This window comes from Psychrobacter sp. UBA5136 (assembly GCF_002414005.1).
Lineage (GTDB): Bacteria > Pseudomonadota > Gammaproteobacteria > Pseudomonadales > Moraxellaceae > Psychrobacter.
In genome coordinates this window covers 1-21,321 of the sequence record NZ_DHYG01000035.1, presented here as the reverse complement: position 1 = coordinate 21,321, position 21,321 = coordinate 1, and the positions used below count along the sequence as shown (strand labels likewise).

Here is a 21,321-nt window from a genome sequence, read left to right as displayed (position 1 = left end):
GTAATAATAAACATTATAAATATAATTTCTAGCTTATAAAAGGATGTATAACTCTTAACTATCGATTTTTAAAATCACCCCTACAGTTTTGCATGATTTTTAAATAGTAAAAGCCTTTAAAAAACTATAGCAAACAAAATTATGGAGCAGTCAAACGCAAAATTTTTAATAGTAAAACAATCTGCTATTTATCATTTAGGATAATTTTATAAACGACGAATAATGAAATATTGTTCTTTATTAAAAGTAGAAATTATCTTTGTAAAGGACTTTGTAAAGCCTAGCGCTGCCATGTTGCAATGACTATATTTGAGGTAAGATGATAACCAATGCTAAGTTATACTATTTGGCTAGAAAGTAGATGCCTGTAGTATTTGATTGAAAGTATCCGATTAAGAGCATCTTATTAAAAACAATATTTCCATAAAAAACAGGCTTATCAAAGGTTAACGGCAAAACTAAGGACAGATTATGATAACGGAAGAGCACGTTTTGGCTTGTATCGATGGCTCAGCGGTGACTGGCTCAGTATGTGATTATGCCGCGTGGTACGCAAGGAAGCTAGACATCTCAGTGGCGTTATTACACGTCAGCGATGTAGCAGCTTCGGTCAGACGCGACTTATCTGGAGCAATAGGAATTAACAGCCACCAGTTTTTGCTCGATGAGTTATCTGAGCTTGATGAGCAAAGGGCGCAGGCTGTAAACAGCTACAGCAATGCGTTGGTACAAGATGCAAAGAGTCATATTCAAAACGGCTTTAAAGGTGTGAATGTTTGCATTTATCAGCGCCGCGGTAAGCTGCTGCCAGCGATTGAACATTTTCAAGAAAAAAATCGCGCCATCGTTATGGGACGCCGCGGTGAAGATCACAAAAACAGTCGCATCAATATCGGTAGCCAAATCGAAACGGTTGCGCGCGCCTCTAATATACCCGTGTTGATTTGCTCAGAGAAGTTTAAAGAGCCGCTGTCATATATGGTGGCATTTGATGGCAGTAAAACCGCAGTAAAAGCCGTACAGATGCTAGCAAAAAGCAAGCTTTTACAAGGATTGCAAGGACATCTCGTGATGGTCGGTCATGATAATGAAGTATCTAAGACAAGCCTTGGTGATGCTGCTGCGCAACTAAAGACAGCAGGGTTTAATGTCGCTGCCCATCATCTCTCAGAACTTGATGCGGTCGATGGTTTACTGAGTTTTCAACTGAAAAACAACATCGATATCATCGTGATTGGTGCTTATGGACGCTCTAAGCTCCAGCATTTATTTTTGGGTAGTACGACGACAGAAATCATTGCCAGCACCTTATCACCCGTTATATTAGTCCGCTAAAAAATTGCAGTGACAGATTTTTATCCATAAAAAAGCAAGGCAGCGGGTACCTTGCTTTTTTGTTTTACTGTGATGATGCAATAACTGTTTAGCTTAAATACAGCTGAACTGTCTGGATAGCCAACTAGTCAAAGTGGAAGCCTGCGCCGATTGCACCGCCCACGTTGCCTTGGGTGTCCGCGGTGCCATTTAACTTCATAACCCAACGTCCATCATTAGACATTTTAGAGAAGCCAATAGCGACAGCACTTTCTCCATTGTATGTCGCGACACCGCCGCCTATCATTGATTTACCAACGATGTAAGCTTGGGGCAATGAAGACATGGCCATGGCAGCTGAGATACCTGCGTTGGCGTCATCTTCGACTTCGCTAATTCTATAGCCAAGCTCATTAATGCTGCTGCCCAAACCTCTACTAACAGCGTCCAATTGCCCAAAGTTGACGGCATCTCTAGGTGCCATGCCATCTGCTACATTGGTCACCTTGGTGCCAGCAGCATTAATGCCAGCGACAGTCATACTAGGCGCAGTTTCGGCACTCCCTGCATAGATACCAGCGGCGGTCATACTTGGGCCATTTTTAATAGTGACACCACTATTATTAACCGTCGTATTGCCAGTCGTGACGCTCTCTACATTGATGTTGCCGTTCAAGTCAAACTTGATGCTACTGCCTTCGGCGGTGGTCTTAATGTTATTGCCGCCTTTAAAGCTTAGCACGCTACCATCACCCATCGGTTTATTGATATTGGCACCGCTATCAGCACCAAAGTTGAGACCAGCATCGATTCTGTCCTTATTGGCTTTGATGTTGGTGGTATTGTTAGTGATATTCGTGGTGTTCGTCACGATATCAGCCGCGTTTTTGGCGATGTTGGTCGTATTGGTTGCGATATTTGAGGTGTTGGTTTGAATGTTTCCAGTCATGGCAGCCTCACCACGCTTGATAGAAGCAATCGCACCATCAATGCTCCCTTCGCCAGTACCACCGATGTTGTTATTGGTAAAGGTGCCAGTGGCAGGATCGTAGGTCGTATTTCCACCTATAATACTACTGATACCCATGCCTTGAGCATAGAGCTGACCACCGTTAATAGCCTCTTTGCTATTTTCAGCAACGTCACCATTTACGACATTGGTAATCTTAGTATTGACAGCATTGATACCAGCTTTGGTGACGCTAGGACCGCCTGCAATCATGAGACCTTCATCTTTGACCGTCGTATCGCCTGTTTGCATACTATCGATGGCGATATCTCTATTCAAATCGAAAGTCATATCATGAGGGCTCACCGCTCGCCCTGCTTGGGCAGCCATGCTACCTGCGGCAGTTCTAGAGATTTTGATATTGCCATCTCTACTGTTTAAATCAACCGCGCCGCCTTGTTTTACCATCGTAGATTCATCTCCCTGCGCACTTATGCCCCAACCTTTATCTAAAGCAAAGGTGGTCGCATTCAACTGTCCAACGGTCGCAGCATCCGTATCTGCAATACCAGCAGCGACGTTTGTGATTCTATTGAAACCGTTGTTCAGACCGCCAGCACCTAGAATAACGGTTCTACCTGACTCATTACCTATAAAAGTAAAGCCGGTGTTATTCATGATACTATTACCCATTTGCATACGGCCGTCGTCGCCTAAGTTCAACCGATTGCTCAGTTTTACTTGGACACCAGTCGCTGAGGCTGTAGTAGCGATATTACTATCACCCGTCACATTGATGGTATCACCTAAAGCAAACCGTTGATCATTGGCACTATCACCATCACCAATTTTAATGCCTAGGGCGATGGTATCTTTGTTGGTTTTGATACCAGCTGCATTGGTTGAGACATTGGTGTTCGTCAATGAAAGCTGATCAAAGTTTACAGCATCTGTACTTGTGGTTCCTTCTGCCACGTTGGTAATTTTATTATTGCCGTTGTTAAGTCCATTGTTGGTAAGCGCTACTTGGGCGTTGTCACCATTGTATAAAGTAATACCAGCGTTATTAACCTGAGTATTTCCAGTGGTCACACTACCCGTATTGCCAAGGTTAATATCTTTAGCCAATCTGACTGTTAAGGTATCTTTCCCATTAGCGGTGACACTGATATTTTTCGTTGCTGGATCAGAACTGATAGTATCGCCACCTTTAACCGTGAGGGTATCACCAAGCTTACGGTTAACCTCTTTACCACTGTCGCCACCAAAGTTTAAGCCTCTATCAATGGTAGTGTTGGCCAGCTTTAACTGTTTAACGTTGACCGCATCTGTGTCATCCGTGCCAGCTAAGACATTTGTGATCTTATTACCGCCATTATTGAGGCCGGCACTATTAAGGACGACTGTCCGAGCTAGAGTTGGGGCGGCTATAGTCATACCATCCTTGCTGACTGTGGTATTACCCATTTTCACGCTGCCACTCTTGCCAAGATCAAGGTTGTTATTTAAATCAACCGCAACTTTGCCATTGATGACTTTGGTTGTGATGTTGCTATTAGCGCCAACCACTTCGACCTGATCACCCAGCTGTTTCATGACTGTCTTACCATCAGCAGCTTTTAAGCCAAAGCCTTGGTTGACCTTCTCGTCGGTTTGAAATAACTGGCTACCATTGACTGCGTCTGTACTGTCTTTGCTGATGTCACCTGAAGCGACATTGGTCAGGGTGACAGGCGCCGCTTCTTTATCTCCGCCTAACGTGACACTGGTTCGCGCAGGGTTGTCATACTGTACTGAATTGTTCGCTTTAGCTAAGCTGTCTTTGGAATCTTGGCTTAAGTCAACGGTGTAGTCAGTGATGTTGCTGTCTACTTCATTGCCATTAACCGTTACCGCTGATGAACCTGCTGTTGCTGTTGTGCCTTTGGCATTAACGGTATAGACATCTTGGCCTTTATCACCCACCGTTTTTCCAACGTCAACAATGTTGGTGCCGGCTTTTACTTCTGTTCTAGACCCGGCAGCGGCACCGGTGAGCTGACTGAGGTTCACTGCATCCGTTGGGTCAATGCCGTTGGAGACTCGTGTGATTCTCTTATTACCAGCATCTATGCCGCCACTTCTTGTGACGCTTGGACCACCGATGATATTAAGTCCATCTACAGTCAAAGTAGTACTAGGAATACCTAATGGTCCATTGACGAACACACCTAGACCATTAACATCGGTATTGGCCAGTAAGCTACCAGTTCTCATTCCTGAATCGTCAATGGTCGTTACAGATCCTAAGCCCAAGGGACTTCTTGTACCCATTTTCACGCTGCCACTCTTGCCAAGATCAAGGTTGTTATTTAAATCAACCGCAACTTTGCCATTGATGACTTTGGTTGTGATGTTGCTATTAGCGCCAACCACTTCGACCTGATCACCCAGCTGTTTCATGACTGTCTTACCATCAGCAGCTTTTAAGCCAAAGCCTAGATCAACGACACTTGAGACGCCGCCTTTTAGCTGCGCGACGTTCACCGCATCACTGTCGGTAGTACCTGCCGCTAGATTGACGATCTGACGATTGCCACCTTCCGTGCCACTCCCTACTGAGACTGCGCCCGATCTTGCCCCACTTTGTGTTGCGTTGATGGCATTGATAGAAGCTATACTTGCGCCTGTTGGAACATAACCAAGCGCACCACCTGCTACATTCGCCACTGACCCAGCTCCTAGTGCCACTGAACCTTCTATCATCGCTGACGATCCCACACCAAAGGCTGAGGAGGCAACGCCCGCTGAGGCGGACTGGACGCCAATGGCCGTAGACAAGGCGCCGCTAGACAAGGCTTTTGCACCCATGGCGATGGAGGCAGCTCCAGCGGACTCGGTATGTATTTGATAAGGCGGGCTTTCAACCAGATTACGTCCGGTATAAGCTTTAAAGGTGGCGTTGACATCACCACCATTGACGGCATCAGCCTCTTTTTTACCTTCGAAATTGACTTTAGACGCTGCATCTAGATCATCACCGCCAATGGCGATAGACGATGCTCCTGTAGACACCGTGTTAGCACCAATGGCGATCGACTGCGCACCGCGGGCAGTGGTTTTTTGTCCGCTTGCGCCGCTACCAATCGAGATGGCTTGACTGCCGGACGCCACAGCGTTGCGTCCCATGGCCATGGCGTTTTCACCAGTAGCGCCTAGATTGTCATCGTTGGTGCCACCACTTGAGTTGACACTATAATACTTGGTTTTGTTGGTAGCAACTACGTTTGTTAGACCTTTCAACTGAGCCACGTTGACTGCATCGCTATCTGCACTGCCCGCTGCGACGTTTACAATCTGACGATTGCCATTAGATTTTCCTGTACCTACTGAGACGACACCAAGCTCAGCACTACCTTTGGTATTATTGATGTCAGTCAGACTATTTCCTGTGGCGCCTGCTGTGTATCCAGCAACGCCACCAATACGATTCGCTACCGACCCTGCGCCAAGTGCCACTGAGCCCTTTTCTATCGCTGAAGCACCCATACCAAAAGCGGAAGAAGACGTACCAAGTGATTTGGAATGCACGCCAATAGCGGTAGATAGCGCACCTCTAGACAGAGCTTTTGAACCAATCGCCACGGAGGCAGCACCAGCTGACTCTGTATTTATTTTATATGGAGGTGATTCGACAAGGTCATGACCGGTATAAGCTTTAAAGGTGTTATTAACATCGCCACCGTTGATCTTATTACTAGCAGCGCCCTCTATATTAGCTTTAGACGCCGCATCTAAGTCATCACCGCCAATGGCGATAGACGAGGCACCCAGTGACTGAACATTTGCACCAATGGCGATAGACTGCTCGCCACTTGCCGTGGTGTTCTTGCCACTTACCCCGCCGCCAATGGCTACCGCCTGACTGCCTGTTGCCTTAGCGTTCTTACCTATGGCAACACCATGCAAATTGCTTGCTACTGCACCAGTGCCGCACTCCACGCTTGTAGCACCAAAACATACAATAGCTTGTGCCTGCATACTAAATCCAGCCGCCATTAACCCTAACCAAATAGTGGTTATACGGAAAATACGGGTGGATGCAAGATTGGATGTGGTATTGATGGTAGCGTTTGAGCTTACGCTAGATTGTGATGACTTACCGCGCGCTTTGGCGTACTCAGAAACTGCCATAAAACAGTTTAAAGACGCATTCCATATCACTTTATAATTCCGGTTCATAGCATGTACTCCCTTACCGACTCATCAGATTTGAAAATCAAAGTTAAAATCCATGTTTAGAGAGTTAATACGACAAGATAAAACGGGTTATAAATTAATAGGAACGCACAATACATTTAGAAATGTTACTCAGAGCGATACTTAAGAAATAGTAGGTCTCGTTTTGTAAAATCATTATAACTCTCTGTATATGATTATTAATGAATATAAAGAGAGTAACAATGCCGTTCGTCGGAGATTTACTACCGTTCGTCCGATATATTCATAATTTTGAATATAAATTAGATGGTAAACTTCTCTTACTGATTTTTTCTTATTAAAGCTTGTCCTCCATGCTAAAAATAATCATCTACATAGGCTAAAAATGGCTAGATAATATCTCGAGATTATCTGTACTACTTTCCTTATTTATCTACGATTTATCTCATATGTATCCTCGTTTTTAACATGAGGACATATCCTAATCGTTGTTATTGAACAGGTAACACAATCTGCACCACCAAGCCTTGAATACCGTCTTTGCGGTTATAGACATTGATTTGACCTTTATGAGCGATGATGACCGCATGAACGATGGCCAATCCCAATCCGTATCCGCCCGTTTCCCGATGGCGGGCACTATCAAGCCTGACAAAGGGCTGGAAAATACGCTCTAAGTCTTTTTCTGCTACCCCGCCACCCTCATCTGTGATGTTGATTGCAACGGCCTCTCTTTTATTAGCTAATCTTGTTTTTGTGATTTTAGCAGCGACGGCCGAGCCTGATGAGGTATGCATAAAAGCATTTCGGATAATATTTTCAAGGGCGCTATGCAACTGTTCTTGATTGCCAAGCACGGTTAAGGGCGCTGATAATAAAGCATCTGGCGGTGCCCATTGCCAACGCACATTTTTATGCTGAAACTCAAAACAGACGTCTTTACCAATCTCAGTGATGAGTTCAATAATATCTACGGCATCATTTTCTAAATTATCGATGGTATATTGCTGCATTTGCAAAGATTGAATATGAATGATTTGCTCAATCAGCTCATTCATGCGTGCCGATTCCTTATCGATACGGTCGAGGTAGCGGCTGGCATTGGGCGCAAAGTCGCGCGTCAGTTCAGTCGCAACATCAAGGCGCGCGAGTGGTGAGCGCAGCTCATGCGAGATATCGCTGAGCATTTGCTTGCGCGCAAGCTCACTCTCAGCCAATCGCGTCGATAACTGGGAAACGTCTTTTGCCAATAACCCCAGCTCATCAGAGCCTAATTCTGATAACTGCGGATTTGCCTCATAGTCGCCGTCAATCATACGGTGAACTGTATTCTGCACTCGACCGATGCGCCGCGTCAGCGTACGGCTAAGCCAAAAACAGACCAGCACACTAAAAAGAATAATCAATAGCAAACGTACCGCAAAATTACCGCGTTGCAGCGCTAAGACATCGGCAAAGCGCAAATGCGGGCGCAGCTGTATAATCGCCGTTTGCCCGTCTGGCAAGACTACGGTTAAATCTGCCAATTCAGGTCTGTTTTCAGGGTGAAGAATGGCCTCTCTATTAGGCATCGCTGAGTGTAGGATTTCATTAAGGACAGAAGGTTTTTCATAAATCCTGCTATCTCTATCATGGTAAGCTCGTCGATTGTCAGACATAGGATGCGATGGCAAGGCATGCTCTACGTCCTGCGTGTTTTTTTGACGCTCCTCCCTATAACGATAGCGCGGAAAAATAACAACGCCCTGCGCATCGTAAATCCTGATTTGGCTCATCAGCCGTCGGTCTTGACGATACAGCTGCCGGACTGCCAATAAATCACCAGCTTGTAGCGCATCAACCACTTCTTGACGCTTGAGTAAAAGACGCTCGATTTGCACATCCATCCGAGCGCTGAGCTCTTTCCCATTAAGCCAACGTTCTACCATGACTGAGATGATAGAGGTGATAAGCACTGTCAATAGCAGACTTAAAAACAGCCGCCAAAACAGCGTGATTCTTGGCTTAAATGTAGCATTAGGCATCGATGAGTCCGTCATTACAGTACCAACTGATAGCCTTTACCACGAACCGCCTTAATAGGCTCTTCATGAAAAGGCTGTAGTTTTTTACGTAGGCGTGACACATGTACATCAAGGCTGCGATCAAACGGTTGTAGCTCACGCTGTAAGACATGTTGTGATAGCCATGCTTTGCTTACCACCTCGCCTTTTTGTTTGAGTAGCGCCACCAGTAAATCGAACTCTGTACCAGTTACTTGTAACTCGACGCCATCTATTTGACAAAGGCGCTGATGTTGGTCTAAATGCAGGCGACTCTCTGGCAGTGGCGTGTGCTCGGAGGTGGCCGCACCTGATGCGGTAATACGGCTACGTTTAATCACCGCGTTAATACGTGCCAGCAGCTCACGCGGGTTACAAGGCTTGGTAATATAATCGTCGGCACCAAGCTCAAGCCCAATGATACGATCAATCTCCTCGCCTTTTGCCGTCAGCATTATCACAGGAATATTACTAATAGCAGGCAACTGCCGCAGGACGCTGAGCCCATCTAACTTTGGCATCATAATATCAAGCACCAATAAATCATAAGGCGCGTCATCATGCATCGCTACTTTTAAGCGCTCAATGACCGCCTCGCCATCATGGACACAGTCGCTTTGGATGCCATGATTATGCAAATACTCTTGCAGCAGTTGGGTCAACTCTTCATCATCGTCACCCAGTAAAATATTTGCCATCATTATCCTCCATTCCTTTCTATCTTCTCGCAGCTTAGTCAAATAACTACCCAAGCCCAAGCCCAAGCCCAAGCCCAAGCCCAAGCCCAAGCCCAAGCATGCCATAGTATGGCGCATATTATCAGGCAAGCGCCGAGCTTTGTGCAACAAACGTTACCTTTCTTAATATTTCATAAATGTTCGTAACTTCTAGCTGTCGTATGATAGCGACTATCAGCAACAAACACCGATGGTAAGTAAAGGTTAATAGTGGCTATTCGGGACACTTAACCATTACCTATCAGACAAAAAAACTTTTTTATTAATAAATAACGTTTGCTCCATAATTTACGGTAACAATTAAGGTAATCATGATGAAAAAACTATTGATAGGCTCAGTATTCGCACTTTCTAGCGTTTTAACAGTGACGGGCTGTACCAGTGTCAACGCCACCACCGATACGACGTCAGCAACGCCAACAACAACCAGTATACAAAAACATCACAAAGCTGGAATGAAAGACGGTATGCATAAAGATGGTATGCACAAAGGCGGCATGAGAGGCGCTATGGCGCAGCTAGATTTGACAGCGACGCAGCAAGCGCAAATTAAAGCCATTATGCAAGAAAAATACAATAGTCATAAAAACGACCGCAGCAAATATCAAGCAGAGCACGCGCAAATGCAACAACAAATACAAGTGTTAACCAACGCCAAAACCTTAGATACCGCAGCGGTCAATCGCCTAGCCGATCAACAAGCGGCAAAAACCAAGCAGCGCTTTATTGAACGTGTGCAAACCGAACACGCTATCGCGCAGGTACTAACCCCTGAACAGCGGCAAAAGATGGCGCAATTAAAAGCAGAAAGAAAAGCAAAAGGTCATCGTGGCTCAAGACACCGTCAGATGCACAGCAAGCATCAGCAGTAAGGTTTGTCATTGACTGCCATACTTTAACAAGAAATGAAATACTTAAAATATATACAAAAAACGTATCGGTTAGCCGGTGCGTTTTTTTGTTCATCTATAGAATTTAACCTTTAAGTGGCGTGAAATACTGTTATAGTATTTCTAATCAAAAAAGCAGTCGATATACTATATTTACGCGTATTCGTTAAGCGTATTAGTTATTTCCCCTCAACCTTACCACCCTCGTAAAAAGGACTTTGCGATGTTAAACCTGTTTTCTCATTCGGCCCAAACGCTCACCCATAAAAAACTAGCATCTGCCGCAGTTATTATCAGCAGTACCCTGTTAATTTCCGTCTCTACTTATGGCGCAGAAGCAAAGCCTGCTAGCGCAACCACCACCATTAATCCAACGTCGCTTAATACCAGCGCGATTAATCTAGCGATTATGGCTGATAATCCGACCGTATTGTCTGAAACTCAGCGTATTACAAAATCCAAATCTTCTGTTCCAGCGCCTTCCACTGCCAAAAGTACAGACACCGTCAGTAACAAGACCGCCAAAACCGATCAAGCCATTTACTCAGCCGACGCCATTCACCACCCTGTTTGGGCAAAAAACGGCATGGTTGCAAGCCAAGAAGCGCTGGCCTCTGATATTGGCTTACAGATTTTAAAGGATGGCGGCAATGCCGTTGATGCAGCAGTCGCCGTTGGCTTTGCGTTAGCGGTTACGTTGCCGCGTGCGGGCAATATCGGCGGTGGCGGTTTTATGATGATTTATGATGCCAAGCAAGACAAAACGGTGGCGCTCGATTATCGCGAAAAAGCGCCAAGTAGCGCCTCGCGTGATATGTATCTCGATAAAGACGGCAATGCGGTTAGTGATTTGTCCCGTTATCACGGCTTAGCGGTTGGTGTACCGGGCACGGTAGCAGGACTATTAAAAGCGCTAGACGATCATGGCACCATGAGCCGCGAGCAAGTCATGGCGCCAGCGATTAACTTGGCTGAAAATGGTATAACAGTCACCGCAGGCTTATCCGAATCGCTAGAAGTGTTAAGTGATCGTTTGCAAAAATGGCCCAGTACCAAAAAGATATTTTTTAAAGCAGACGGCAGTGCCTATCAGCCGGGTGAGCTACTACGTCAGCCAGAGTTGGCAAAGTCTCTTAAACTGATCGCCGCAAAAGGTATTGATGGCTTTTATAAAGGCGAAACGGCGCATAAATTGGTCAAAGCCGTCAATGAGGCTGGCGGCAATATGAGCTTGCAAGACTTAGCCAATTACGAGGCCATCGCCCGTGAGCCAGTCAAGGGCGAGTATCGGGGATATGAGATTGTCTCGATGCCGCCGCCATCTTCTGGCGGTATTCATATCGTGCAAATCTTAAATATTTTGGAAGGCTATCCGCTAAAAGACTACGGTCAAAACAGCGCCCAAACCATTCATTTGATGGCTGAGGCAATGCAGTTAGCGTATGCCGATCGCGCCGAGTATTTAGGAGATGCTGACTTTATTGATGTGCCTGCCAGCGGTCTAACATCGCAAGCTTACGCCGATAAACTGCGCAGCTTAATTAATCCAAATAAAGCCATCCCCGCCGCTACCGTTAAGGCCAACAATCCATTACCGTATGAGAGTGATCAAACCACGCACTTTTCTATTGTTGATAAAGACGGCAATGCGGTGGCCAATACTTATACGCTGAACTTCTCTTATGGAACGGGGCTTGTCGCTGAAGGTACGGGGATTTTATTAAACAATGAAATGGATGATTTTTCTGCTAAACCGGGCGTTGCTAATGCTTATGGCTTAATCGGCGGCGATGCTAATGCGGTCGAAGCTAATAAACGCCCCTTGTCTTCGATGAGCCCAACCCTCGTATTTAAAGACAGCAAACCTTATATCGTTACCGGCAGCCCGGGTGGTAGCCGCATTATCACTACCGTCACGCAAGTCATCTCAAATGTCATTGATCACGATATGAATATCGCTGAAGCCACCCATGCGCCGCGTATCCACGACCAATGGCTACCCGATGAGATTCGTATCGAAAAGGCATTAAATGTTGATACGATTAAAAAACTCGAGTCAATGGGGCATAAGGTCAGCCCGCAGGCAGCGATGGGTTCAACGCAGTCGATTATGATTACCCCAAATGGCGTTTATGGCTCTTCTGATCCGCGTATTGTCGATGCGGCGGTGGTGGGTTATTAAAACTTGAGGATTAATTTTAGAAGGATGCATTTTTAAAAACTATTACAAATAATACCATTCTCTACTCTTCATCCCGCCCTCTTTTCTTATATCGTATAGAGGGCATTTTTTTGGTTAAGTTAATTCAAATCGTTTTTCATAATTAATCTTCCTTTTTCCACCCCTACATTTCCTCTTACACGTTTGAAGCAGTGGCTGTCTGCGCCAAATAATGCTATTATTGACGACCAACTTTAAACGCTCAAAACATCACTTTTTGCGTCCTACTCCTTCTCAAAAAAGCATAACGTATTGATAATAAAAATTTTATCATCATACAACTTATTCCCTTTTGATTGCACCAGTAAGAGTCTTCTATGGCATTTGTACACCTTGGCATCCACAGCGAATATTCCATTACCGATTCTATCGTGCGTATCAAACCGCTGATTAAAGCGGCGGCGGCAGACAATCAAAGCGCGCTGGCATTGACCGATTTATCCAACCTTTATGCGACCGTGAAATTTTATCGCGCCTGCTTGGGAGCTGGGATCAAGCCCATTATCGGCAGTGAAATCATTATGGATAATGAGGACACGCGGCTGGTGCTACTGGCGATGGACAATGAAGGCTATCAAAATATCACCCGTATCGTGTCACTTGGCTTTACCGAAGGGCGCGCCGATGCTGCCAATCATGGTGTGCCAGTGGTGCAGCGGCGTCATGTTTTAGAGCACGCGGCAGGTGTCATTGTTCTATTTACCGAAAAATCCGATGTCGGTCAGGCGTTGGTCGGCTCTATGCCAGAAAAAGCTGACGAGCTGCTTAGTGAGTGGCAAACGCAGTTTGATGATCGCTTATACTTTGCTATTAAGCGCACCAATCGCTCAGGCGAAGATGCTTTTATTAAAGCCGCTATTCATGCCGGTGCCAAGCATCGCATTCCTATTATTGCTCACAACGACGTGCGTTTCTTGGAACAAGAGGATTTTGACGCTCACGAAGCGCGCGTTTGTATCGCAGGCTCGTATGTACTTGCCGATCCCAATCGTCCACGGCTATATTCAGATGAACAGTATCTAAAAACGCAGCAGGAAATGGAGGCGCTGTTTGCCGACATTCCGCAGGTCATTGATAATACCTTGCGCTTAGCCACCCGCTGTAATGTGACCTTAACGCTTGGCATTAACGTTCTGCCTGAATTTCCTGTGCCTGAAGGCGAGACGATTGAATCGTTTTTCCGCGCAGAATCAAAGCGCGGCCTTGATAGACGGCTCGACAAGCTTTTCCCTGTGACAGAACGCTCCGATAATTGGCAAGAATTTCGCCAAAAGTACGATGAGCGCTTAGAATATGAGCTTGAAGTTATCTTATCGATGGGCTTCCCAGGTTACTTCTTAATCGTCATGGACTTTATCCGCTGGGCAAAAGCCAATGGCGTGCCAGTTGGGCCCGGTCGTGGTTCTGGTGCCGGCTCTTTGGTCGCTTATGCGCTAAACATTACCGACCTCGATCCCATTCATTACGACTTGTTATTCGAGCGCTTCTTAAACCCTGAGCGTGTCTCCATGCCCGATTTCGATATTGACTTTTGTATTGAAGGGCGTGACCGCGTCATTGATTATGTGGCGCAAACTTATGGGCGTGAAGCGGTCTCGCAAATTATTACCTTTGGTACCATGGCGGCAAAAGCGGTGGTACGAGACGTGGCGCGGGTGCAAAGTAAATCGTACTTTTTAGCCAATAAAATCTCCAAACTCATCCCAAAAACGCCGGGGATTACGCTTAGCCAAGCGCTTGAGCAAGAGCCGCAGCTAAAAGACTTGATTTCTAACCCTGATAATATGGATTATGAAGATGCCATTGAGATTTGGGAGATGGCGGTCAAATTAGAAGGTGTCTGCCGTAACGTCGGTAAACATGCCGGCGGCGTCCTAATCGCCCCGCACAAAATCACTGACTTTAGCGCGATTTACTGTGATGACGAAGGCCACCGCGTCAGTCAGTTTGATAAAGACGACGTCGAAGCCGTTGGTTTGGTAAAGTTTGACTTTTTGGGTTTACGTAACTTAACGGTGATTAACGCCGCGGTAGAAAACATCAACCTGCGCCGCGCGCGCGAGCGCAAAGAGGCCTTGGTGTTAGAAGACTTGCCGTTAGATGACAAAAAAGCCTATCAACTGTTGCAAGAAGCCAAAACCACCGCCGTCTTTCAGCTAGAAAGTATGGGCATGAAAAAATATTTGGCAAAATTGCAACCGACCAATATTGAGGACGTCATCGCCATGTGCGCGCTGTATCGTCCTGGTCCGCTTGATGCGGGCATGGTCGAGATGTATATCGACCGTAAGCACGGCCGCGAGGAAGTCATTTATGACCATCCTAACCTTGAGCCAATTTTAGAAAATACCAACGGCGTTATTGTTTATCAAGAACAGGTGATGCAAATCTCGCAGGTTATGGCCGGATACAGTTTAGGCGGCGCGGACATGCTACGCCGCGCCATGGGTAAGAAAAAACCTGAAGAAATGGCCAAACAGCGCGATATTTTTGTCACGGGTGCGACCGCGCAAGGTATTGATGAAGCAACGTCAGGCGGCGTTTTTGACTTGATGGAAAAGTTTGCCGGTTACGGTTTTAACCGCTCGCATTCTGCTGCTTATGGCGTCCTTGCTTATCAGACTGCTTATCTAAAACAGTACTATCCTGCCGAATTTATGGCTGCGGTACTGACATCCGATATGAACAACACCGATAACGTGGTGTTTTTTATCAATGACTGCCGTGAAAATTTCGGTTTAACCGTGGTAAACCCTTCGGTGAACCGCAGTGAATGGCATTTCGTTGCTGATACGCCGACCAATATTATTTATGGTTTGGGCGCGATTAAAGGTGTGGGTGAAGGCGCAGTTGAATCTATCGTTGATGCGCGCCGCCGCGGAGGACCGTTTAAAGATTTATACGACTTTTGCCGCCGCGTTGATATTAAAAAGGTCAATAAACGCACCCTTGAGGCATTGGTCAGTGCTGGCTGTTTTGATGACTTTGCCGCAACCTTACGACCTGACTTACCAGCCGACGCCGCATACGAGATTCGCGGCGCGCTAATGAGCCAATTGCCAAGCGCGGTACAAGCGGCGGAACAAGACCGTCAAAACAATGAGCTTGGCATGATGGACTTATTTGGTGAAATGGATGGCGTAGTTGCTGCGCCGCCGCTAAAAATGACGCCAGAGCTGATTTGGGGTGACAAACATCGCCTAAAAGCGGAAAAAAACACCTTAGGGCTATACTTAACCGGACACCCTATCGATGAATATCGTGAGGAGCTCAAACGTTATACCTCAGGCGCACGTCTCGATAAGCTCACGGATACAGGCTACAACGGCAGCTGCTACTTTGCAGGCTTGATTATTGATATTGCCAATTTTGGTACGCGCAACGTCATCACCTTGGACGATGGCACCTCACGCCTAGAGGTCAGCTGTTATGCCGAGCGCTTTAATCGCGTAAAAGAACAATTAAAAATTGACGAGGTCGTTGTTATCAAAGGCAGTATTCGTGAGCGTGATGGACGCCTATTTGCCCGCCTTGATAATGCCATGAGTATGGTTGATGCCCGCCTACGCTGGCTGAAAAAGATTAGCATCAAAATCCACGGCAGCGACATTAACCTGCTTATGCGTATGCAGCCACTACTAAAATCGGCCCAAGCAGACATCATCCCTGCACCGCGCTTGTCTTATCACGATGAGCAGGACGAACAGGGTAATAATGGAAGTGCTAACGGCGCTTACGACCCATCTATGGGCGGCAGCTTATATGACGAAAACGGCAATGATTTATTGGCGCTCGAAAATGATATGGCGCAAGATGCGCTGCGTCAAAACGGCAGCTATGCCAATAACGCGCTTAGTAACACAGACGACTCTATTAACGATAACTGCTTACCGCTTGGCCTGAGCATTTATGAAGAATACGGTATTGCCAATGTCGGGCTATCCGAGCATTGGCGCGTCTATCCTAACGATGACAACTTACAGCAATTAAAGAGCATGGTGAGTGAAGACAATTTGCATTTTCATTATAGCTAGCATGGTCGTTACTAACATGGTCTTATTAGCATAGCCGTTACAGGTTAATAAACTTATTTTACCGTTAGCCTCTTTAGATGCCTTAAAAACCTTATTATTTTTAACTTAACTGCTTTAACTTTTACCGTTTTACTGGACACATGATTATGACTGAACATCCTAATAATAATATACATACGCCAACCGATGACGAGATTATCAACGACGAGCAATTTGAAGACATGCGTGAATTGTTAGAAGAAGACTTTACCGATTTGATTGAAGTTTATTTTACCGACAGTCACGAGCGCATTGCCAAACTAAGACGCGCGCAACAAGACGAGGATAATGCCAACGGCTATGAGCTTGCTCATGCGCTAAAAGGTGCCAGTGCCAATTTGGGCGCAACCCGATTGACCCGCCTGAGTAGCCAGTTACAAGAAGCTTGCCGTGAGCGCCTTATCAGTGACCAAGCGCAGTTGATTGAAAAAGTCGCAGCGGTATTGCAACAGACTGAACAAGAAATCAAGCAAAGACTGGGGCTATAATGCATAACGATTCTGCTTCAACTTTAATGCCGTCGAAAAATTTAGCGCCTGTAACTGTCAGCCACACAGTAAGCGATTATCTGTCTTGCTTGCAAATCGTGATGGTCAATACTACCCTGCCTGCCAATATTGGCTCAGCCGCGCGCGCCATGCATACCATGGGTTTATCGCGTCTAACGGTTGTCGATCCAAAGCTGCCCATTGATGAAACCAGTGTCTCGCACGCAGCAGGTGGCAGTGAGGTATTATCTTCAGCTATCATAACGCCGACGCTCGAATCGGCGATAGCGGACTGTCAGCTTGTATTTGCTGCTAGCAGCCGTAGCCGTCACATGCCGCGCCCTGTTGTCACCCCAACGCAAGCTGCCAAAATTATGTTTGACTTTATCGATAAGCAAACTGCTGTTGATGTAGCAAATGACAGTAAAAGCAGGCAATCTAACGGCAAGCCCAATATTGCCATTTTATTTGGCCGTGAAGATCGCGGCTTGACCAATGAAGAGCTGGCCTGCGCCGATTATCATATTCAAATTGATGCCAATCCCGCTTATCCAGTGCTTAACGTTGCCTCAGCTGTGCAAGTGATTGCCAGTTTTATTTTTGCTCATGCGCAGACGCATGTGCAAACGACTAGTAGCGTTAAGGATGAAAGTACAAACGCTCAACCTATGCTAAACGTGCATTTGCGCCAGCAGTGGGATGAGCCTGCCATTACCCAGCTGCAGCTACAACAGCTTGTGCAGCGGACCACCGATTTGATGATTCAACGCGGCTTGGCCGACAGCGAACATTTAAAATCATTACCAGCGCGGCTGTCGCGCCTTGGCTCACGCGTTCAACTGGATCAAAAAGAGTACCAGCTATTAAGCGCGCTGATTGCTAAGCTTGCAAAAAGCTAGAGGTATTGCCGCGATATTTATATTCCGAAATACGCCTATACGCTGAAATAGGCAGATGTGCGTTTGCGTATCGCTTATAAGTCAGTGCTATGTTTTACGGTCCAAAACTGTTATAACTTTAAGAGATGTCATCGTAATTTTTCTAAGAATATTTTTCTGACAATATTTCCTAACAGTATTTTCCTGACAATAGATAGGACGCTTTATGTCATTGCCAACCTCCTTGTTCAAATCGCTTGCACGTATCAAAAAAGACCTAAAAGAAGATATCGAAGCGGTATTCAATCGCGACCCTGCCGCGCGTAATAGCCTAGAAGTCCTGTTGACCTACCCTGGCATCCACGCCCTGATTTTGCATCGCGGCGCACACTGTCTGTGGCAAAATGAGCAAAAACTGGCGGCGCGCGCCGTCTCTTACGGCTCGCGTATCATCACTGGTATTGAGATTCACCCTGCCGCCAAAATCGGTAAGCGCTTTTTTATTGACCATGGCGTCGGCGTGGTGATTGGTGAGACGGCGGAGATTGGCAATGACGTTACTCTTTATCACGGCGTGACGCTTGGCGGCGTGTCGTGGAATAATGGCAAACGTCATCCTACCTTAGAGGACGGTGTTATCGTCGGTGCTGGCGCTAAAGTGCTAGGGCCATTTACCGTGGGTAAAAACGCCAAGATTGGCTCAAATGCCGTGGTGGTCAAACCGGTGCCTGCAGGGGCAACGATGGTTGGTAGTGCCGCCCGTATGATTTCAGATCATCACGATGAAAAAGGCAATCCTATTATTACCAAGGTACAGGACGCCAAACAACAAGAAAAAGCCGCCCAAGCAGGTACAGCTGATACCAATCAGGACAAAGATGCAGCCCAAAGTACAGCACGAGCGACAGCGTTTCAGGCTTATGGTATTGATCCTTCTTCGCAAGATCCCGTTGCCGAAGCTTTTGCTAAAATGCTCGAACACATCCAGCAGTCAGAAAACCGTCTTGATCAATTACAAGCGGCGATGTGCAAGATTGATCCAAATTTTTGCAAAAAAGAATATGACAAACTGTGCTTAGAGGATTTAGACGTCATCGGCCGTGCTGATATGGATGCCACGGGTACTGAGCAGAAGTAAACTGCTAGCCAACAAGATTAGATGGCGGTTTGACCGCGCAGTAATTGATGAAGACTGTTGAGAAGTATTTTTTTGTGTCCTCATTTTCAAAAAACAGTGTTAAAAATGAGGGTACTCTGTAGTGTAAGAAAGCGGAAACTATTTGCAAATATTTATCCGATTTTAAGGTTATTTGAGCTGTTTAGTTTAGCCGTTTAAACTGCCTTCCTTCCTTAACTCCTCAATTCCTGCCATTTCGTGTGCTTTAAATGGATAACGATCTGCCATTATTATCCATTTCTTGCTTAGGCTATTTTGCTTATCACCTAATTTTACTAATAAAATATCAATGTCCATGGTGACTGTTTCTATCGGGGGGTTTATTGGCGTTTGCGCTGTTGTTAGACGTTGTCTATGACAGTCACTTTCGATTTGTTTAAATATCTGCTGTAACTGTTGTAAATTGACGGGTGTGCTAAGTACAAGATAAACGCATTGATTGGTATAGTCAGGTTTGGGTAGCTTGAGCGTGGAGGTAAAATCAGGGTTTTGAAACGCCGTTGATAGCTGCATTTTACCTAATGTCACAAGCTTTTCTCGGGCGCGTGGTAAGTATTTTTCAGCTTGATGATTACTGCCAAGCGCGAGCAGCACCGCCGTCACAGGCTGCGTTTGCAGCTGTTCAGACGCGCACTTTTTTAAGCCCTCAAGATTCAAATCAGCCAACGCTTTATGTGTCATCAGATGGGCTATCGTAGTTTGTCGCGGACTCGGTCGCTGTCGCTTTGGCATAACGCGTGATTTGCACCCCAACCGCATCGGCCTGTTGAATAGCAGTGGGCTTAGCAACTCTTAACGTCAATTTGTGACAGGCATACTTGGCGAGCAGCTTATCGGCAAGTTGTCCGGCCAAATGCTCAAGCAGCTGCGCTTGAATGGCTTGGCACCATGCGCTGACATCGTCACAGACCGCTTTGTAGTTCAGCGCATCATTGACATCATCCGAGGCGGCAGCACGGCTGATATCAGTTTCAAGCACTATATCAATCAGGAGCGGCTGCGTAATGGCGCGCTCCCACGCATAAACACCAATGACCGCTTCTACTTTTAAGCCTTTGACAAATACCACATCAGATTCGGTATGAAACATGCTCTCATCCTTGTTTATTATACTGTCATGTTAAGACAATTCTACGATAAAGCCTCTTCGCGTAAGCGCTCAGCTTTTAACGCTTTACTTGGGCGATGGCGCCACAAATCAATGCTAAATAATAACAGCCCAAGCCAGATCAAACCAAATACCGCGAGGCGATGTAAATCAAAAGGCTCGTTATAATAAAATACCGCCAAGAAGAAAATAAAGGTCGGGGTTAGATAATTCATAAAACTTAGAATACTAAAGGCGACCATCTTAGTCGATTTATTAAATAGCAATAATGGTATTAGCGTAATCGGACCTGCAAGCATTAACAGCCAAATGTTTGAGGTAAACCAAAAACTTAACTGACTACTCACCACATCGGCTTGCCAAAACCACCATACACAAATCGGCACTAGCATGGTGGTTTCTAAAAACATAGCATCAACCGCCGTAAGCGGTGTTTGGCGCTGAATGGTGCCATAAGTACTAAAACTAAAGGCTAAAATCAGTGATATCCATGGCAGGCTACCAATCATAACCACTTGAATTAACACGGATAATAGCGCAAAACCAATAGCAACCCACTGTAAAGGACGCAAGCGCTCTTTAAACAAAATCATCGATAGCGCCACGCCCACCAAGGGGCCGATAAAATACCCCAAACTGGCCTCAAGAATGTGATCGTGGTTGACCGCCCATACATAGGTCAGCCAGTTGGTGGCAATAATCAAGCCCGATATAAAGGAGAACGCTATCCATCTTGGATTTTTCTTTAGCGTATCAATCCATTGCCAGCGCTTGGTCACCACCAATACAATAAGTAAGCAAGCAAACGTCCATATTATGCGGTGGCCAATAACCTCGGTGGCATCATAAGCAGCGAGCTGTTTAAAGTATAACGGAAATGCTCCCCAAATGAAGAACGCGGTCAGCGCGGTGGCAATACCGCGTCTGGTCGTTTGAATAGGAGCAACGGGTTTTTTGACGACGTTTTGAGTAGTCATAAGGCAATACAACTTTTTAGAGCAAAGCGCGCCCTCACTTACTTTTAAGCCATCATGAAGTGATAAAAGCAAAAGTGATAAAAGTAAGGGCGCAGGGTTACTACAGATAGGATAAAAGGTAAAAAGCAATGGGTTAATGCCAATACGGCATCAACACATTGCTCACGACAACCACTATTATGAACTACCCACTACCTCGCCAGGTACGGGTTTCATAGGTAATAACTATACTTGATACGCTGATCTGTATCAGCGGTTAGGCAAATT

At 45.9% G+C, this 21,321-nt stretch carries 13 protein-coding genes; 7 read left to right on the top strand and 6 right to left on the bottom strand.

What is annotated here, in order from left to right:
* Positions 1–471: 471 nt before the first annotated feature.
* Complete coding sequence (locus B4240_RS04950; RefSeq protein ID WP_296237124.1) at positions 472–1,335, top strand: universal stress protein; 864 nt, start codon at positions 472–474, stop codon at positions 1,333–1,335.
* A gap of 124 nt (positions 1,336–1,459) precedes the next feature.
* Here B4240_RS04950 and B4240_RS04945 read toward each other — a convergent pair whose 3' ends face one another.
* The 3 genes from B4240_RS04945 to B4240_RS04935 form a co-directional block, all read right to left on the bottom strand.
* Positions 1,460–6,484 (bottom strand): YadA-like family protein, encoded by a 5,025-nt coding sequence (locus B4240_RS04945; RefSeq protein WP_296237123.1) that lies wholly within the window; start codon positions 6,482–6,484, stop codon positions 1,460–1,462.
* A gap of 470 nt (positions 6,485–6,954) precedes the next feature.
* The gene (locus B4240_RS04940; RefSeq protein ID WP_296237122.1) at positions 6,955–8,487 is read right to left on the bottom strand and encodes a sensor histidine kinase; all 1,533 of its coding nucleotides are present in this window, start codon (positions 8,485–8,487) and stop codon (positions 6,955–6,957) included.
* A 14-nt stretch (positions 8,488–8,501) separates the two neighbouring features.
* Positions 8,502–9,353 (bottom strand): response regulator transcription factor, encoded by an 852-nt coding sequence (locus tag B4240_RS04935; protein WP_296237121.1) that lies wholly within the window; start codon positions 9,351–9,353, stop codon positions 8,502–8,504.
* 203 nt (positions 9,354–9,556) lie between these two features.
* Here B4240_RS04935 and B4240_RS04930 point away from each other — a divergent pair, with 203 nt between their 5' ends.
* The 6 genes from B4240_RS04930 to cysE all read left to right on the top strand — a co-directional run bounded on the left by B4240_RS04930 (position 9,557) and on the right by cysE (position 18,930).
* Entirely contained in the window at positions 9,557–10,114 is a 558-nt protein-coding gene (locus tag B4240_RS04930) for a Spy/CpxP family protein refolding chaperone (protein WP_296237120.1), read from the top strand.
* A 241-nt stretch (positions 10,115–10,355) separates the two neighbouring features.
* Positions 10,356–12,314 carry a gamma-glutamyltransferase gene (ggt, locus tag B4240_RS04925; protein WP_296237119.1) on the top strand — a complete coding sequence of 653 codons (1,959 nt, stop codon included), beginning with the start codon at positions 10,356–10,358 and terminating at the stop codon, positions 12,312–12,314.
* 356 nt (positions 12,315–12,670) lie between these two features.
* Positions 12,671–16,387 carry a DNA polymerase III subunit alpha gene (dnaE, locus tag B4240_RS04920; protein WP_296237118.1) on the top strand — a complete coding sequence of 1,239 codons (3,717 nt, stop codon included), beginning with the start codon at positions 12,671–12,673 and terminating at the stop codon, positions 16,385–16,387.
* A 146-nt stretch (positions 16,388–16,533) separates the two neighbouring features.
* Positions 16,534–16,914 carry an Hpt domain-containing protein gene (locus B4240_RS04915; protein WP_296237117.1) on the top strand — a complete coding sequence of 127 codons (381 nt, stop codon included), beginning with the start codon at positions 16,534–16,536 and terminating at the stop codon, positions 16,912–16,914.
* Between the two features lie 26 nt (positions 16,915–16,940).
* Complete coding sequence (locus B4240_RS04910; RefSeq protein ID WP_296237131.1) at positions 16,941–17,813, top strand: RNA methyltransferase; 873 nt, start codon at positions 16,941–16,943, stop codon at positions 17,811–17,813.
* A gap of 205 nt (positions 17,814–18,018) precedes the next feature.
* Positions 18,019–18,930: a serine O-acetyltransferase gene (gene cysE / locus B4240_RS04905; RefSeq protein ID WP_296237116.1), complete on the top strand. Its 912-nt coding sequence runs from the start codon at positions 18,019–18,021 to the stop codon at positions 18,928–18,930.
* Between the two features lie 186 nt (positions 18,931–19,116).
* Here cysE and B4240_RS04900 read toward each other — a convergent pair whose 3' ends face one another.
* Genes B4240_RS04900 through rarD form a run of 3 tightly spaced genes read right to left on the bottom strand, consistent with a single transcriptional unit; the run spans position 19,117 to position 21,054 of the window.
* A complete protein-coding gene (locus tag B4240_RS04900) occupies positions 19,117–19,650 on the bottom strand; it encodes a 2-amino-4-hydroxy-6-hydroxymethyldihydropteridine diphosphokinase (RefSeq protein WP_296237115.1) in 534 nt (177 codons plus the stop codon).
* Entirely contained in the window at positions 19,640–20,059 is a 420-nt protein-coding gene (folB, locus tag B4240_RS04895; RefSeq protein ID WP_296237114.1) for a dihydroneopterin aldolase, read from the bottom strand. The genes B4240_RS04900 and folB overlap by 11 nt, the downstream gene beginning before the upstream one ends.
* A gap of 41 nt (positions 20,060–20,100) precedes the next feature.
* The gene (rarD, locus tag B4240_RS04890; RefSeq protein WP_296237113.1) at positions 20,101–21,054 is read right to left on the bottom strand and encodes an EamA family transporter RarD; all 954 of its coding nucleotides are present in this window, start codon (positions 21,052–21,054) and stop codon (positions 20,101–20,103) included.
* Positions 21,055–21,321: the final 267 nt, after the last annotated feature.

What these genes read in the sequence shown, in the direction of transcription:
- cysE (WP_296237116.1), top strand. Translation starts at nt 18,019, where the DNA reads ATGTCATTGCCAACCTCCTTGTTCAAATCGCTTGCACGTATCAAAAAA.
- B4240_RS04940 (WP_296237122.1), bottom strand. Translation starts at nt 8,487, where the DNA reads ATGCCTAATGCTACATTTAAGCCAAGAATCACGCTGTTTTGGCGGCTG.
- B4240_RS04910 (WP_296237131.1), top strand. Translation starts at nt 16,941, where the DNA reads ATGCCGTCGAAAAATTTAGCGCCTGTAACTGTCAGCCACACAGTAAGC.
- folB (WP_296237114.1), bottom strand. Translation starts at nt 20,059, where the DNA reads ATGTTTCATACCGAATCTGATGTGGTATTTGTCAAAGGCTTAAAAGTA.
- B4240_RS04945 (WP_296237123.1), bottom strand. Translation starts at nt 6,484, where the DNA reads ATGAACCGGAATTATAAAGTGATATGGAATGCGTCTTTAAACTGTTTT.
- B4240_RS04915 (WP_296237117.1), top strand. Translation starts at nt 16,534, where the DNA reads ATGACTGAACATCCTAATAATAATATACATACGCCAACCGATGACGAG.
- ggt (WP_296237119.1), top strand. Translation starts at nt 10,356, where the DNA reads ATGTTAAACCTGTTTTCTCATTCGGCCCAAACGCTCACCCATAAAAAA.
- B4240_RS04930 (WP_296237120.1), top strand. Translation starts at nt 9,557, where the DNA reads ATGAAAAAACTATTGATAGGCTCAGTATTCGCACTTTCTAGCGTTTTA.
- rarD (WP_296237113.1), bottom strand. Translation starts at nt 21,054, where the DNA reads ATGACTACTCAAAACGTCGTCAAAAAACCCGTTGCTCCTATTCAAACG.
- dnaE (WP_296237118.1), top strand. Translation starts at nt 12,671, where the DNA reads ATGGCATTTGTACACCTTGGCATCCACAGCGAATATTCCATTACCGAT.
- B4240_RS04900 (WP_296237115.1), bottom strand. Translation starts at nt 19,650, where the DNA reads ATGACACATAAAGCGTTGGCTGATTTGAATCTTGAGGGCTTAAAAAAG.
- B4240_RS04950 (WP_296237124.1), top strand. Translation starts at nt 472, where the DNA reads ATGATAACGGAAGAGCACGTTTTGGCTTGTATCGATGGCTCAGCGGTG.